Here is a 14,179-nt window from a genome sequence, read left to right as displayed (position 1 = left end):
AAAAATATTATTTTCAATTATTTGTGAACAGGCAGGGCAAAGTAAGCATCCTCATAATGCGTAGACACACAGTGTCAGGCTGTGCGATAATCATTAATTATGACATTAAACCCTGTACTGAAATTTCAAAAGCTGACCTGCGCTCTCCTGTGCCTGCTGCTAAGTGCCACGGGAGGATGCTCTTTCTTCTATAGTCCAATTGATCAGGCACAGGAATACACCCGTCATAAGCAATATGATGATGCGGTGGCCAAATTGACCGACATGATCGACTCTGATTATTCGGAAGAAGAAAAAGCACAGGCTTTTATGCTCCGGGGCCAAGCTTATACATCCCTCAAAGAATATCGCTATGCCTACCGCGATCTTCAGGTTGCATGGAAGCTTTCATGCCATATTTACCAGATTTCTCCGCCAGCCGCCCCGGCAAAAGCAAAAGACAGCTCTCAACAAGCTCCCACGGCTAATGGAACACAACCGGAGACGCCCCGGACTCCCTTTACTCCGGCAAGAGCCTGCATAGAAGAGGTGCCCCGCCTGATCGATGAACTAAAACCGTTCACAAGTGAATTCGGAGCGATCATGGCCACACAGGAAGCATCTTCAATTGTTAAAAAAATGTTCCCGGATATGCCACGATAATTACAGCTAAGGATAGTATATCCCTGCATTGCTGCTATTTCCGAATCCTAAAAATAGCCAAAATAGGAATGAAACCGGCCGGTTATTTCTGGCTGAGAACAACTTACCCGGCACGCAAATACTACGTGTTTAAGCCACTCTGCACTGCTCAGGACCAGCATAAAAGCCTTGAATGGGATTAAGCCAGAAATTTTATTTCAATTTCTTCTGATCTTTCTTTTGGGCTGATTTCAAAATGCCCGCTTTTGACAATTGAAAAATCCCTCTCGGCTGCGGCAGCAGCTAAACTTTGCTCCAGATCCCCGGCAACGCCCTTTTCGCAATCAATATTAAAAAATATGTTAAGGGAACTTGGGTTTTCATCATCAAACTGAATCATGAAAGCATTATGATCGACAAAAACCAGGTCATCATAAGTATGCGTAATATTCAATCCCATTGCTGCCAAAATATCTTTTACTATGCCTAACGATCTTAATTTCATCTTTTTTACTCTCTTATTTTATTATCCCAGTACTTACCCAATTACATAAGAATGATACCACGTGCAAGCAAATCTCCTGCAGCGCGACTTATGGATATTTTTAGTGACAAGAAAAAAATTAGAAAAAACAATGCGAAATGTTTTATTATATTCTATCGCTGCAAATCTGAGATTATTACTAGATTTAACTGAAAACCTGTAAGGACGAATAGCAAATATAAAAAAAAGGAGTGGTAAAAACCACTCCATGAAATCTATAATTAACCGCCAATCCTGAATTAGGGGAAAAATTATCCCAAATAAACAAAACAGCGATATAAAACGCCAAGTTAAAACGGAACTTCGTCCATTCCGCTTGCTTCTGAAGGAAATGCTGGACCAAGGTCCTCATCTTCCTGAAAACCGCCGCCCTGCTGTTGCTGAGGCTGCTGGTTATTGAACTGCTGCTGAGGCTGACCCTGATAGCCGCCACCCTGTGGCTGGTTGTTGTTATACTGACCACCGCCCTGCTGCTGGTAACCGCCCTGCGGCTGGCTCTGATAACCACCGCCTTCCTGTCTGCTGTCGAGCCCCTGAATATTGCTGGCTACGATCTCGGTAGTGTAACGGTCCTGACCATTCTGGTCCTGCCATTTACGGGTCTGCAATTTACCCTCAACCATGACCAACCGGCCCTTTGTAAGATACTTGCCGACAAACTCAGCGGTGTGTCTCCAGGCGGTAACACGGTGCCATTCGGTCTTATCTACTTTCTGACCGGTATTACGGTCTTTGTAACCCTCATCAGTGGCAACGGAAATGTTGGCAAAAGCCTGACCGGAGGTTGTGTATGAAAGTTTCGGGTCCTGCCCGAGACGTCCTATCAAAATTACTTTATTCATGCTTCCAGCCATTTAGGCCCCCATTTATCTGAATTTTCTTTTAGATGCTATTTGTTCCGCAGCGCTCAGCTCGTCTTCAAGATCGTAGCTGATGGTATTGGCTTCCGAGGCCTTCCAATCGCCAAGGGCTTTTTCCATACGCAATTTGAGATCAAATGCTTTACGGATGGAATCAGCCATAGCTTCGGCCTTTTCTTTTGGGATCATGCCCAGCTCCAACCTGTCTTTAAGGTCCTCGACAAGCTCGACAACCCCGTGCGGACGATCTTCTGCATGTGGTTCTTCCCATGCGGTCTTAACCAGATTAGGCCATTTCTTTGTAACTTCGGCCTCATCGTATGTACGGGCCATAACCCTGATCTGGAGAACATTTCCCATGTGAAAAATCCTTTATTAATACGGAAAAAAAGATTCCGTCAATGGCTACATAGCGGAAGGGTAAAAGACTAAATTAATCAACCTCTTCCCATTCACTCTGGACACGGTTCACAACTTCCTGAATCTGCTTGAGTTGATCTGCGGGACAGATTCCTATCAAGGGTTGCGCCGCGTCAACATTATCACCGTTATGAAAATAGACTGAATAAATCAAGCCTTCAGGGCCGCTGTAATTAAGCGGGGTTTCTCTTTTCATACGCGAAACAATGAACAAATCCATACCTTCTCTAACCTTAACGGAACGTTCACCGGAACCTTTAATTTTGGCATCCACCTCAGGGGTGAAATAATACTTTGCTTTTTCAGGAGCATTGAACAGGAAAAGAGCTTTTTTAAGGATGAGATGGATAACCTCTTCCTTGGAAAGAAAATGGCGGATTTTAATCAGGATCTCCCCTGCTTCAACAAACCTGCCTTCCAAATCTTCCCTGATGGAAACAATCTCACCTTTCTCGGGAGCGGTAATGTTCTTAGTATTGCGCTCACGGGTAAGTTTTGCCAGCACGGTACCGGCCTTTTCCTTCCATTCACCGGAAGGACCGCTTACCTTATCACCTACTTTAAGTCCGGTGAACTCGACTGTTCCGGTATGAGGAACAGAGATTTCAATTTCTTTATAAGGGGAAGCCTTGATCTCTTCAAGCAGTTCCTTGATATTGAGCATTATATTAACCTCTAAATTATTTTAACTTATATTTCGCTATCATGAGCGAATTTTATTATCTTACATTAAAAAACCGGAAACCTGAAACCCAGAATCCGGTCCGGGCAATTTGCAGACATTATCAGGCAAAGTCAACCTGCTGCGAAACTCCCTAACACAGAAAACAAATTAAAATAAGAACCTACACAAACGAAGGTAAAAAAATTTCGTGTCGCACTTTCTCAATTAAAAAGACAGGGTCAGACATGAAATTTCAAAAAAATTACTTTTTTTCAAGGGAAACAAAACCACTGTAATTTTTTTTATCTGTAATATAAATTACGGCCACCCATGGTCATGAAAGCCTGCCCGATATTGCGAGCCATCTCACGCCTGTCCCAGATTCCCTGAATGTGTCCGCGCGCAAGCGCATTCCACGCGTTATGATAATTGGGAGGAACAGAAATACCGGTGGTTTCTGCAATAACCCGCGGACCGGCAAAACCGATTTTTGAAGACCGCACTCCGAACTGATAAGGAGAGCACCCCAGAAAACTTGCCACAGACCCGCCATAGGAATTGGTATCGTAAATAACCAGATATAATCCTCCGGCATCCACGTACCGGCGGAGTGCCATGGTACAGCGAGGCATCTGGAGCACACCGTTGGTTCCTTCCTGAATACGGATTCCGGCAGTACCGTGGGCATAAAAAATCAATGGCAATTGCTTGCGTTGCGCCCTTTCCGCAGCACGGATAATCTTTTCACCCTCAGCCGCTCCAACTGAACCGCCGCGAAACGGAGCGGCAAGACAGATGACCACGGCATTAATTTCGTCCATGCGGGTTTCAAAAGTAATACACGAAGAACGTAAACCCGTTTTTTTGCGCGCTTCATCCAGCTTGAGGTCAAACCCTTCATAATTTAACGGGTTGGATGATTCTATGCCGGAATTAAATTCAAAACCTTCCGCGTAATTGAAGACGTTGTACAAGTACCACTGGTATTCCATAGGGAAGTGGTGTCCGCAATTACTGCACACTCCGGCAAAATCACCGAAAAGATCAGGAGCCCAGAGATCAAGGCAGCCTTCAGTAGCTGAATTAGGACAGGTGAAGGTACGGTCTTCCCTGCTTTTAGGGCTGCTGTACTTCCAGCGTCCTTCCTCAAAACACGGAGACTGATCTGACGAGGACAGGCAGAGAAGTTTGTCCCGTACGTCATTTGAAATTTTAGCAGTATTACCGTTACCGGACTTATTTTTAAGCATTCGCGCGGTACGTTCTTTTACCAGATGCGCCTCAGCCTGAATCTCTTCCATACCCTGCTTGGCCGCACGCACGGTCCGCCCGACCATATTGTACAGAAACAGGGATTTTGTAGCCCATGCCATTCCCTGCACAGCCGCCCCCATCTTTAGAAAGACGGAACGCTGATCCATATAAGCAGAGGTCGAAAGGTGCCGGAACTTCTCATACCGCTTCTCAACCAGACGGGCACGGGCACGGGAACTGACAGCCCAGCGCATAAAGACATCTTCATCCTCTTCCGATCCCTTCTGCTTAAGCGCCATAGCCCGAAAAAGCTTAAGGCCCTTTACGGAAACACAGACCTCGTTGGTAGCCCGGATAACTTCGGACCGCAGCACGCGAAAAAAATCATAACTGGCCGATTTTGCTCCCAGATGCGGTTCCTGAATAATGCGATCAATGTATCCCATCTTCAGGTTGTCCTCGGCAGTAATACCAAGCTTACGCGCACAATTACCAATAAGGGAATCAGCCACCCGCTTGCCGTCTTTCAAGTTGGCTTCAATCGCTGCCGCCCCTTCCGGGGAAATAACCGAGTAATAGCCGTGCGAAAGCATCAAACGCCTATCAGCAAGTCCGATCGCCTCTGCTCCGCCGGAGCCTCCCTCAGAAATTATGGAAATAATGGGTACATCGATCTGCCCCATATCATAAATGTTTCTGGCTATCTGCTGCGCCGCGCCGGGATAATCTTCAATGGGGTAAGATCCGGGGGTAAATATATAGGTATGGATGGGAATCCCCTCAGCCTGCGCTACCTTCATATAATGCAAGGCCTTGGCGTTCCCCCACGGCTTGACCGAACCGCCGTTGCGGAACTCCTGACCGTGTCCTTTCTCCTGACCGATGACCATTACCGGCTGGTGGACGACTTTCTGCCCCACTCTTCTGGTGATGTAAGCCTGAGCGATGAGCATGGACGGATCAATACTGAATTCACCCAACCCGCCCAGTTCCGTGTAGTTATCGTAAACATTTTCCAGAATATCAGTCAGAGATATGCGCTGTGGGTGCCGGACAATACGCACACGGTCCATAGGGGTCAGTTCTTTTTCAAGCTTGGATTCAAGAAATGAAAAAAGATCCTCAAGCCGGGCAAGTTTTCTCCGGGAATCTTCAGAGGAAATCGAATCACGCAAACTACGGAATTCAGCAAGCTCCGAACTGAGCATGCTGATATTGGCGTTTTCCAGATTACCAAAAATATCCTTGATATAATTTAGCCGCTCCGTAAGGGCGTCTATGCGCTTATCAATATTCATACAGTTCCTGAATCATCTCATCACAAGGCATTAAAATTCCAGCAAAGCTGAAGTTTTATCAATTAAATAAGAACAATTAGACTCAAGTTTCCTGCCCGCCCGGTCCTGTCCCTGCAGCGTCAGCCCATTCAGGAATTCAATTCCCCGCTTTTGCGCCTGCTCCAGATTTTCACCGTACACAATTCCCAGCGCGAGATTAGGATCAAATTCAGTAGGTATTTCATAAGGACGGTCGGTGGGAACCTGTGTGTATACTTCAAGCCAATCCTGACTCTGCCAGTCGAATTTCTCGATCCTGCCGACCCACGGGGCAAAATTCTTATCCGGATTCTCGGCAATAATGCGGTACTCAATAGCAACTCCGGAAAGATCAATATCCGCCTGAGTATAGTTGAGGGAGTCGCCCAGCCCAAGCCGAACCTGTTCACGCACTATGTTAACACCAGTTTCTCCCTTAACACTTGAAATAGCGGCAGAAACTCCATTTTCAACCTGAATGCGGGTATTAACTTCCATGAGGAAAGGTTCGCCGCGCGGGGTAACAATCCACTCCCAAGTCCCTACACTGTCATAATTTACAGCGCGGGCCATGGACAGGGAATGCTCGGTAATACTTGCCAGCACTCCGGAGGCATTGAAAATATAATGGATTTCGTTGGGCGCGAATCCCGGCGCGACCTCGATCCGCTTCTGATTGCCGCTGCTTTGCACCGAGCAATTACGGGTTCCGAAATGAACGTGTTTTTTCCCGCTTTGCTCACCAACGACCTGAACTTCCAAGTGGTTGAAGCCGAAAATACGCTGCTCAATAAGCACACCTTCATCATTGAACTGGCGCTTGGCATAATTTCGTATGCGCCGATAAACAGAGCGGAATTCATCAGGATCGTTAACTTCTTCAATACCCATGCCACCGCCTCCGGCGGAAGCTTTGACCATAATGGCCGGAGCCTTGAAGCCTTGTTCCCTTTGAAAAGAAAATAGACTGTCCGCAAGCTCGACAGCCTCAAGCTCATCATAAATAGGACGATCTGACCCCGGGACAGTGGGGACACCCAGACTGCGTGCGAGACGCTTGGTATTAATCTTGTCGCCCAGTTCCTGAATCACCCGCCAGGAAGGGCCTATAAAAATAAGCGGTTTTTCCCGCTTCACCACCCGGCGCGCGAAACGGAAATCTTCTGCAAAAAATCCATATCCCGGGTGAATAGCCGATGCATCGCTGCGATCAGCAACACTGAAGACCTCGTTGGCATCCCGGTAGGAACCGATACGGAACAGACTTTTTTCGCCACCATTTTCCAAAGCAAAACGGACATGCCCGCTTTCCCTATCCGCCTCTGTATAGACACAGACAAAATTCTGGTTCAGATCCAGACAGGCTTTGGCTATCCTGATGGCGATTTCACCTCGGTTGGCTATAAGAACTCTATGCTCACCTCTATACATTTTTCAATACCAGACGGGGAGTCAGGACGCACCTTTCTTTTTGCGAAGCTTAATCATACGTTTCTGCACTTCAAGGACCAGCTTATCAAGCCGTGCTTCCTGATATTTATCGAGGTCAACATAAATGCAACCCATCAGTCCCTTGCCTATGTCACGCACAACCTTGATTTCAAGCCCGGTTAAAAGAGCCTTCTTACCGAGAACGAAATCCACCATAAAAGTTTCGTTTACTTCAAAAGTATCGTCGCCAGCGGAAAAAGCCAGACCGTTAACACTGAAATCCTTCACACTGTATGTGGATTCTTTCCCCTCAATCCTTAGAGCTAGTCCCGGAAGACTTGTTCTGAAGGCTCCTCTGGCCGAACTGCTATCGAATGAAATATCCATTCTTATCTCCAATCACATCCAACTGTTTAGCATAGTTGGTTCAAAACATGAGACCTATGGTCCCGTCATTATCTTATCAAGAACGAATTCAACCCGCCGGTTACGCTGCCGGTTACGGGGAGAATTATTTGGAACAAGGGGGTCCATTTCCCCAAGTCCTGTTGCCGTTAACCTGTTGGGCTTAATTCCCATTTTCATGAGATAGCGCAAAACGTTAACCGCGCGTAAAGATGAAATTTCCCAGTTATCCTTCAGCCTGCTTCCACGTCCGGGCTGCGTGTCATCTGTATAACCTTTTATATTGATGTACTGGTCCGGGTGCTTGAGAAAGAAATCCTTCAACGCCCGCACCGCTGCCATTCCCTTGGTACTCAGCTGTACTTGTCCCGGTTTGAAAAGCACATCCGATGGCAATTTAATAATAACCTGACCATCCTCGAACTTGGCACTCATGATGCCTTCAACTCCCTTGGTGGTCTGCAGATATTTGACGTCTTCAAATACCTTGCGCTGGGCCTTAATAATCTGCCGGCGGGTTACAACCTGATTAAGGATAGCTCCGGCTTCCTCACGGGCGGCTTTACTGGTGGCTATTTTCTGCATCTTGCCGCTGATGGATTTACTGACCGACTGAAAAGTCATATCAAACTTTTTGGCATCAATTTCGGACATGGAATAAAGCAGAATAAAAAAGACCAGCAGGAGCATGGATAAATCCGCAAAGGTAGTTATCCAATCATTTGAATCATCGTCATCCTCTTCATCATCAACCAGTAGCGAACCTTTAAGGAGTTCATCATCCATGGCTTATTCTCCGGATCTGTCTCTGGGGGCCTGAAATGAAGAAAGCTTCTCATAAACCAGACGGGGGTTGTTATTCTCAAGGATAGATTTGGCACCCTCGAAGATAATCTCAAGATGCAACTGTTCCTGCAGCGTCCTTGCTCTGAGCTTGGCCCCGATGGGGATAAAAAGCAGGGTCGCCAGCAGCGAACCGTAGAAAGTGGTCAGAATTGCAACCGCCATAGCCGGGCCGATGGCCGCCGGATCAGACAGGTTGGAAAGCATCTGGACCAGACCGATCAAAGTTCCCAGCATACCGAAAGCGGGAGAAAGGCCGGCAAGCCTTTTATACACATCCTGCGCGATTTTATGGCGCCTTTTCATGGCTGAAATTTCAATCTGTAACGTTGCGCGGATAAGTTCTGGATCGGCATTATCAGCAATCAACTGGCAGGATTTACGCAAAACAACGTTTTCCGTCTGTACATTTTCAAGTGCGATCAAACCTTCACGACGGCTGATTTCAGCAACCTTGACCATGATATTAACAACTTCATTAACCTTTACCTTTCTGGAAGAAAAGGCTTTAAATCCCGCGACCATGGCCTGCAAAACTTCCTCAAAAGGAAATGCCACGCAGATGGAGGCCAGCGTTCCGCCGATAACAATCATCATACCGGGGACGTTGACAAAAACATCAACAGCACCGCCGATAAATATCGCCCCGACGACAAGGGAAAGCCCAACCAGCATCCCGATTAAAGTGGAAAAATCCATAGAATCCCGTTCTCTTTTAAGTTACTAGTTAAGACGGATGATTGACACAAGGAAGCTATTTACAGCTCCCTCAATACATTAACCTCGAAACTACGAGTATTATAACCTATGATCTCCCCGGAATCTATTCATACTATTAGCAGGCATATACTAGAAAAGATAGATAATTTTCAAGCCGCTGCCACCGGAATAATTCTAGGTTCCGGTCTTGGCGAAGCTATCACCCGCCTTAATTCAGCAATTGAAATCCCCTATTCAGATATCCCCGGTTTTCCGCAATCAACAGTAAAAGGACATTCCGGCAGGCTCATATACGGATTTATGGGGGAAAAACCGGTACTCGTATTCAGCGGTAGATTCCACATTTACGAAGGTTACAGCGCGGCTGAAGCCTGCATCCCGGTACGGGTAATGGGAGAAATGGGTATAAATAAGGTTTTCATTACCAATGCCGCCGGAGCGCTTAATCCACAATTTGATGCCGGCGACCTGATGCTGATCACCGACCAGATCAATTTCACCGGGCATTCACCGCTCACCGGACCCAACAACGACAATTGGGGCGTGCGCTTTCCTGATATGAGCAGAGTATATTGCGAAGAACTGCGTGCTATAGCGACCAAAGCCGCTAAGGATACCGGAATCCGCCTTGAACGCGGGGTTTACGTACAGGTTCCCGGCCCAAATCTTGAAACACCGGCTGAAACCCGAATGCTCAAACGTCTAGGCGCCGATGCCGTGGGCATGTCAACCGCCATAGAAGCCATCGCCGCTGTCCACATGGGAATTAAGGTTATGGGCATAACCTGTTTAACTAACAAAAACCTGCCGGACTGTATGGCTGAAACCACTCATGAAGCAGTAATTGAGCAGGCTGCTAAATCTTCGGCCGCAATGTCCAAGCTGATCAGAGAAATTATTTCCCGGCTGAATTGATCCCGACCGAGGCGAGGCCATTTTTCCGGCTTAATCTGCCCGGTTTACAAAAGCAAAAACAAGTACCACGGGTTCAATTGGCTGTATAAGCGTATTTTTTACTCCGTGGCATTCTCATTGCATCTGATTTAGCGTCAGCAAACCCTTGCAATGTTGCTCATATTTTAAAACAGGGAACTTTCATGAAAGGCAGAACAATCAGCTTCATAATTGCACTGGCCGCACTTCTGGCCCTAGGCGCCTGCTCCGGGTATCAAGAACGCACTCTGGACTATCTCGGCAAACGGCCCACAACCGGACCTTTTTTTAAAGACGATAACACTCCCATGGTGGAGTTGAACTACGATGCCGGTGACCAGATTTCAAACCAGCTCGAAGAGCGGCTGCCAATAGGATCACCCATAACTGTTACCATGTTCCGGCTGCGCGGCAGTACGCTGCAAACTGATTTTGCCAAAGTCCTCACAGAGCAGGTGGCTTCGCGCATCGCACAAAAGGGATTCGCCATTGTCGCCGACAGTTCCCGCTTTCCTATGACCGCAATAGACGAAGACCTGGCTCCACCTCAAAAATGCGTATTGGCGGGGGCCTACTCTGTCGGCAAAACCAGAATTTTCATAACCGCCGCCGTCACAACTGTGGAAGATGGCGAAATTATCGGATCTTGGGATTGGAATGTCCCGCTTAATACCAGAACGCGCAGTCTCTTGCCCATCAAGGAAAGTCCTTACATTGATCCTATGGTAAATACCTCTGGACCACTGCAAAAAGAGAATTCGTCCCCGCAACCGCGCTTCGATCCGAATCAGTCAATTAATCAGCCCGGTTTTGAGCAGGATATTATGAATTAAGCTGAGATATTAAATTTGCCAAAATTGAAACGGGGAGCTTCCGAACCATTCGGAAGCTCCCCGTTTCTGTTTATATACTGAAAGGAGGTAGATGGTAGTTTTAAATGATGGCTTTAAAGCGGAACAGGTTCATCAAGAGTTGTTTTGGCTTTAAGCTGTCCGGTTCTGGTGAAAACAATCTTTTCAGCGGGAATGTCCGCACCCGCGTTCTTAAGCGCTTTGAGAATTATGCGGCTGAAATTAGAACAGCAGGGAACTTCCATTTCCAGCACAGTGATAGACTTGATTCCGCTGGTGGCGAAAATCTCAGTCAGACGCTGGAGATAAAAATCCACATCATCAAACTTGGGACAGCCCATAAGAACCTTCTTGCCGGGCAAAAATCTTTCATGATAACCGGGCACGGAAACCGCCACGCAATCAGCGGTAAGCAGCAGATCCGCACCTTTGAGAAAAGGAGCTTCCGCAGGGACAAGACGGATCTGGATCGGCCAATGGCTCAGCTGTGAGGGACCGGCCTCGGCATCAGTCGGTACGTTGGCTTGACTACAGGGGGTCGCAGCCGGAGCAAAGGCTTCAATCTTTGAACCGGAACAACCACAGCCTCCCGAAGCCGGTTTTGGATTATCAAGACGCAGACTTTCAGGATCGGGCATGTGACCGGGAATATTCCTGCCCTGCTCGGTCAGCCGTTCCTTAACAGCTTCAGGATCAAAATCGTCGGCTTCCACCTCAATAACCTTCAGAGCGCCGGTAGGACATTCACCCAGACATGCGCCCAGACCGTCACAGTATCTTTCGGCAACAAGTTTGGCCTTACCGTCTATAATCTGCAAAGCACCTTCTTCACAGCCCGGTACACACTGACCGCAACCGTCACACAACTCTTCATCTATACTGATCATTTTACGTAATACTTTCATTTTATCTGCCTTCGGCGACCCAGCCGGGGGCCTTAATCCCTTTTGCAAAAGGGTTTAAGAATCCCAAAACCTTCTAGTCGGTTTTAGTCTGTTATTAATTCTTCAAGTGTGCCTTGGTTATTAAACCAAGACGGAAATTTGTATTAAATCTTAAACCACGCTCAGCCGGGGTAAATATAAATTTGAGAGTTAAGTAAAATCTTCCGGAATACAGAGCGTAAGCCTATTAAAAAGTTTTGAAGGGATGAGGTATGGGGAAGAGAAACTTTTCCCAAAAGTTCCCCTCCCCCAACAGCCGAAGCAAATTATCCTAAAATGGCTTTTAAATCTTCTTCAGGTGTGCTGATGGGCATAATATTGAAGTTTTCAACAAGGAAATTCAGCACGTTGGGTGTTACGAATGCAGGGAGACTGGGCCCGAGACGGATATCCTTGATGCCAAGGTGCAGCAGGGTCAGCAGAATGGAAACCGCCTTCTGCTCGTACCATGACAGGATCAGGGACAGCGGCAGGTCGTTAACGCCGCATTCAAAGGCATTTGCGAGCGCTACTGCAATCTGGATTGCGGAATAGGCATCGTTGCACTGTCCGATATCCAGCAGACGGGGAATGCCGCCGATATCGCCGAGTTTCTTGTCAAAGAAACGGAACTTACCGCAGGCGAGGGTCAGGATAATAGTATCCTCGGGAGCCTGTTCCACGAAATCGGTATAGTAATTACGTCCGGGCTTGGCGCCGTCGCAACCGCCGACGAGGAAGAAATGCTTGATGGCACCGGCCTTCACGCCTTCGATTACCTTATCGGCCACACCGAGGACTGAGTTACGGGCAAAACCGCAAAGTACTGATCCATTATCGGTATCGGCTTCAAAACCGGGAAGTTCCTTGGCTTTTTCGATTACCGCTGCAAAGTCTCCGTTGGTTACGTGAGTGACTCCGGGCCAGCCCACGAGGCCGGTGGTGAAGATGTTGCCCTTGTAGCTTTCAACAGGCTTCTGAATACAGTTGGTAGTCATGAGGATAGCGCCGGGGAATGCTGCGAATTCCTTGGCCTGATTCTGCCATGCGGTTCCGTAATGGCCGTAGAAGTGGTCGAATTTCTTCAGCTCGGGGTAACCGTGACAGGGCAGCATTTCTCCATGGGTGTAAATATTGATTCCGGTTCCTTCGGTCTGCTCGAGAAGCTGGCGCAGATCCTTAAGATCATGACCGGACACGAGAATAGCCTTACCGGCCTTGGCTCCGAGGGGAACTTCAGTAGGAACGGGATGCCCGTAAGCGCCGGTGTTACCTGCATCAAGCAGTTCCATAGCCTTGAGGTTCATTTCACCGCACTTCATTGCCCAACCGACCAGCTCTTCCATACCGAGCTGCTGCGGAACTACGGAAAGTGCTTCATGGATCTGGGCGTAGAGTTCATCATCTTCCTGACCGAGAATTGCGGCATGGTCGACATAAGCTGAAACACCCTTAAGACCGTAAACAAGAATCTGCTTCAGGGAGCGCAGATCTTCGTTCTCATCAAAGGAGGTAACGGAGAATGCTTCGCCCTGCTTGCTCAGTTCAGCAGCAGTAGCAGCAACCTTGGTCACAGGCCCACAGTCCGCGCTGACTTTGGAGGCCAATTCATCACGGGCGGCGGCTACTTTTTTAATGACCGGAACAAACCGTTCGTCATCGAAGTTGACGTTGGTCAGGGTGGAGAACACACCTTCAGCGGTAAGACGGTTAACTTCGTTGGAAACCGCGATGCCTTCCTTGCGGGCTGCGGTGGCTACAGTTCCGAGCTCGACAAGAACCTGTATCAGAAGATCCTGAATAGCGGAAACTTCATCAGTCTTACCACATACACCCTTCACGGTGCAGCCTTGTCCTTTCGCTGTCTGTTCACACTGGTTGCAAAACATTCTTAACTCCTTTTCAGGTAATTTGGTTTCTACTTCTTCATTACTGAATAACGAAGTAACCTTTTTAAGTATTTGATTCAGATCAAATGCCATAACTTTTTCCCTTCACGTTAAATACTTTCTTTAAATTGACCGAGGCGGTTGAAATCAGCACTCCAACCGCACTCAGGATTGATTTCTCATTCGTTGACTCCAAATTAGGAAAACAACGCTCAAAAGTATTTGATTCAGGTCAAGGGAAAGATTTTTTTATGACTTTTTAATCTTCCCAAATAATACAGTTAACAGGACACATCTCCATTGCTGATTCGATACACTTCTCATCAGCTCCTTCAGGGTTGATAACCTGGGCCAGATCTCCGGGGCCCATGGAAAATACATCGGGACATTCTTCAACACAGGCTTCGCAGCCGATACAAAGGTCAACATCAACAACTACAGTACGACCCATATTTTTAACTCCTTGTGCATAAAATCTAATGCAGACAATGCAAGTAAGAAATTA

General features: G+C 47.4%; 15 protein-coding genes. 3 read left to right on the top strand and 12 right to left on the bottom strand.

Features of this window, described 5'->3' with window-relative positions:
- The first annotated feature begins 99 nt into the window (after nucleotides 1-99).
- Nucleotides 100-642, top strand: coding sequence for a hypothetical protein (locus tag ACKU35_RS09145; protein WP_319765216.1), 543 nt, complete (start codon nucleotides 100-102; stop codon nucleotides 640-642).
- A 178-nt stretch (nucleotides 643-820) separates the two neighbouring features.
- Here ACKU35_RS09145 and ACKU35_RS09140 read toward each other — a convergent pair whose 3' ends face one another.
- The 9 genes from ACKU35_RS09140 to ACKU35_RS09100 form a co-directional block, all read right to left on the bottom strand.
- The gene (locus ACKU35_RS09140) at nucleotides 821-1,126 is read right to left on the bottom strand and encodes a hypothetical protein (RefSeq protein WP_319765215.1); all 306 of its coding nucleotides are present in this window, start codon (nucleotides 1,124-1,126) and stop codon (nucleotides 821-823) included.
- A 329-nt stretch (nucleotides 1,127-1,455) separates the two neighbouring features.
- Nucleotides 1,456-2,019 (bottom strand): single-stranded DNA-binding protein, encoded by a 564-nt coding sequence (locus ACKU35_RS09135; protein ID WP_319765212.1) that lies wholly within the window; start codon nucleotides 2,017-2,019, stop codon nucleotides 1,456-1,458.
- Nucleotides 2,020-2,031: 12 nt separating this feature from the next.
- Nucleotides 2,032-2,385, bottom strand: a complete 354-nt coding sequence (locus tag ACKU35_RS09130; protein ID WP_319765210.1) for a hypothetical protein — start codon at nucleotides 2,383-2,385, stop codon at nucleotides 2,032-2,034.
- 73 nt (nucleotides 2,386-2,458) lie between these two features.
- Nucleotides 2,459-3,109, bottom strand: coding sequence for a biotin attachment protein (locus tag ACKU35_RS09125; RefSeq protein WP_319765208.1), 651 nt, complete (start codon nucleotides 3,107-3,109; stop codon nucleotides 2,459-2,461).
- Nucleotides 3,110-3,411: 302 nt separating this feature from the next.
- Nucleotides 3,412-5,661 carry an acetyl-CoA carboxylase carboxyl transferase subunit alpha/beta gene (locus ACKU35_RS09120; protein ID WP_319765206.1) on the bottom strand — a complete coding sequence of 750 codons (2,250 nt, stop codon included), beginning with the start codon at nucleotides 5,659-5,661 and terminating at the stop codon, nucleotides 3,412-3,414.
- 30 nt (nucleotides 5,662-5,691) lie between these two features.
- Nucleotides 5,692-7,110 carry a biotin carboxylase N-terminal domain-containing protein gene (locus tag ACKU35_RS09115; RefSeq protein ID WP_319765204.1) on the bottom strand — a complete coding sequence of 473 codons (1,419 nt, stop codon included), beginning with the start codon at nucleotides 7,108-7,110 and terminating at the stop codon, nucleotides 5,692-5,694.
- 21 nt (nucleotides 7,111-7,131) lie between these two features.
- The gene (locus tag ACKU35_RS09110; RefSeq protein ID WP_319765202.1) at nucleotides 7,132-7,497 is read right to left on the bottom strand and encodes a PilZ domain-containing protein; all 366 of its coding nucleotides are present in this window, start codon (nucleotides 7,495-7,497) and stop codon (nucleotides 7,132-7,134) included.
- A 54-nt stretch (nucleotides 7,498-7,551) separates the two neighbouring features.
- Nucleotides 7,552-8,301: a flagellar motor protein MotB gene (locus ACKU35_RS09105; protein WP_319765200.1), complete on the bottom strand. Its 750-nt coding sequence runs from the start codon at nucleotides 8,299-8,301 to the stop codon at nucleotides 7,552-7,554.
- A 3-nt stretch (nucleotides 8,302-8,304) separates the two neighbouring features.
- On the bottom strand, nucleotides 8,305-9,057 hold the full coding sequence (locus tag ACKU35_RS09100) for a MotA/TolQ/ExbB proton channel family protein (protein WP_319765198.1): 753 nt from the start codon (nucleotides 9,055-9,057) through the stop codon (nucleotides 8,305-8,307).
- Between the two features lie 108 nt (nucleotides 9,058-9,165).
- Between ACKU35_RS09100 and ACKU35_RS09095 the strand changes: the two genes are divergently transcribed.
- Together ACKU35_RS09095 and ACKU35_RS09090 are read left to right on the top strand one after the other, a co-directional pair.
- The gene (locus ACKU35_RS09095; RefSeq protein WP_319765196.1) at nucleotides 9,166-9,993 is read left to right on the top strand and encodes a purine-nucleoside phosphorylase; all 828 of its coding nucleotides are present in this window, start codon (nucleotides 9,166-9,168) and stop codon (nucleotides 9,991-9,993) included.
- 182 nt (nucleotides 9,994-10,175) lie between these two features.
- Nucleotides 10,176-10,844 carry a hypothetical protein gene (locus ACKU35_RS09090; protein WP_319765194.1) on the top strand — a complete coding sequence of 223 codons (669 nt, stop codon included), beginning with the start codon at nucleotides 10,176-10,178 and terminating at the stop codon, nucleotides 10,842-10,844.
- Nucleotides 10,845-10,957: 113 nt separating this feature from the next.
- Here ACKU35_RS09090 and ACKU35_RS09085 read toward each other — a convergent pair whose 3' ends face one another.
- From ACKU35_RS09085 to ACKU35_RS09075, 3 genes are all read right to left on the bottom strand, one after another.
- Entirely contained in the window at nucleotides 10,958-11,767 is an 810-nt protein-coding gene (locus ACKU35_RS09085) for a 4Fe-4S binding protein (RefSeq protein WP_319765192.1), read from the bottom strand.
- Nucleotides 11,768-12,072: 305 nt separating this feature from the next.
- The gene (gene hcp, locus ACKU35_RS09080) at nucleotides 12,073-13,674 is read right to left on the bottom strand and encodes a hydroxylamine reductase (RefSeq protein WP_319765372.1); all 1,602 of its coding nucleotides are present in this window, start codon (nucleotides 13,672-13,674) and stop codon (nucleotides 12,073-12,075) included.
- A 259-nt stretch (nucleotides 13,675-13,933) separates the two neighbouring features.
- The gene (locus tag ACKU35_RS09075; RefSeq protein ID WP_319765190.1) at nucleotides 13,934-14,125 is read right to left on the bottom strand and encodes a ferredoxin; all 192 of its coding nucleotides are present in this window, start codon (nucleotides 14,123-14,125) and stop codon (nucleotides 13,934-13,936) included.
- Nucleotides 14,126-14,179: the final 54 nt, after the last annotated feature.

The organism is Maridesulfovibrio sp. (assembly GCF_963676065.1).
Lineage (GTDB): Bacteria > Desulfobacterota > Desulfovibrionia > Desulfovibrionales > Desulfovibrionaceae > Maridesulfovibrio.
This window is presented reverse-complemented; position numbering and strand designations above follow the sequence as displayed.

Excerpts from the sequence above, each read along its gene's own strand:
- ACKU35_RS09145 (WP_319765216.1), top strand. The coding sequence starts at position 100 with ATGACATTAAACCCTGTACTGAAATTTCAAAAGCTGACCTGCGCTCTC.
- ACKU35_RS09140 (WP_319765215.1), bottom strand. The coding sequence starts at position 1,126 with ATGAAATTAAGATCGTTAGGCATAGTAAAAGATATTTTGGCAGCAATG.
- ACKU35_RS09135 (WP_319765212.1), bottom strand. The coding sequence starts at position 2,019 with ATGGCTGGAAGCATGAATAAAGTAATTTTGATAGGACGTCTCGGGCAG.
- ACKU35_RS09130 (WP_319765210.1), bottom strand. The coding sequence starts at position 2,385 with ATGGGAAATGTTCTCCAGATCAGGGTTATGGCCCGTACATACGATGAG.
- ACKU35_RS09125 (WP_319765208.1), bottom strand. The coding sequence starts at position 3,109 with ATGCTCAATATCAAGGAACTGCTTGAAGAGATCAAGGCTTCCCCTTAT.
- ACKU35_RS09120 (WP_319765206.1), bottom strand. The coding sequence starts at position 5,661 with ATGAATATTGATAAGCGCATAGACGCCCTTACGGAGCGGCTAAATTAT.
- ACKU35_RS09115 (WP_319765204.1), bottom strand. The coding sequence starts at position 7,110 with ATGTATAGAGGTGAGCATAGAGTTCTTATAGCCAACCGAGGTGAAATC.
- ACKU35_RS09110 (WP_319765202.1), bottom strand. The coding sequence starts at position 7,497 with ATGGATATTTCATTCGATAGCAGTTCGGCCAGAGGAGCCTTCAGAACA.
- ACKU35_RS09105 (WP_319765200.1), bottom strand. The coding sequence starts at position 8,301 with ATGGATGATGAACTCCTTAAAGGTTCGCTACTGGTTGATGATGAAGAG.
- ACKU35_RS09100 (WP_319765198.1), bottom strand. The coding sequence starts at position 9,057 with ATGGATTTTTCCACTTTAATCGGGATGCTGGTTGGGCTTTCCCTTGTC.
- ACKU35_RS09095 (WP_319765196.1), top strand. The coding sequence starts at position 9,166 with ATGATCTCCCCGGAATCTATTCATACTATTAGCAGGCATATACTAGAA.
- ACKU35_RS09090 (WP_319765194.1), top strand. The coding sequence starts at position 10,176 with ATGAAAGGCAGAACAATCAGCTTCATAATTGCACTGGCCGCACTTCTG.
- ACKU35_RS09085 (WP_319765192.1), bottom strand. The coding sequence starts at position 11,767 with ATGAAAGTATTACGTAAAATGATCAGTATAGATGAAGAGTTGTGTGAC.
- hcp (WP_319765372.1), bottom strand. The coding sequence starts at position 13,674 with ATGTTTTGCAACCAGTGTGAACAGACAGCGAAAGGACAAGGCTGCACC.
- ACKU35_RS09075 (WP_319765190.1), bottom strand. The coding sequence starts at position 14,125 with ATGGGTCGTACTGTAGTTGTTGATGTTGACCTTTGTATCGGCTGCGAA.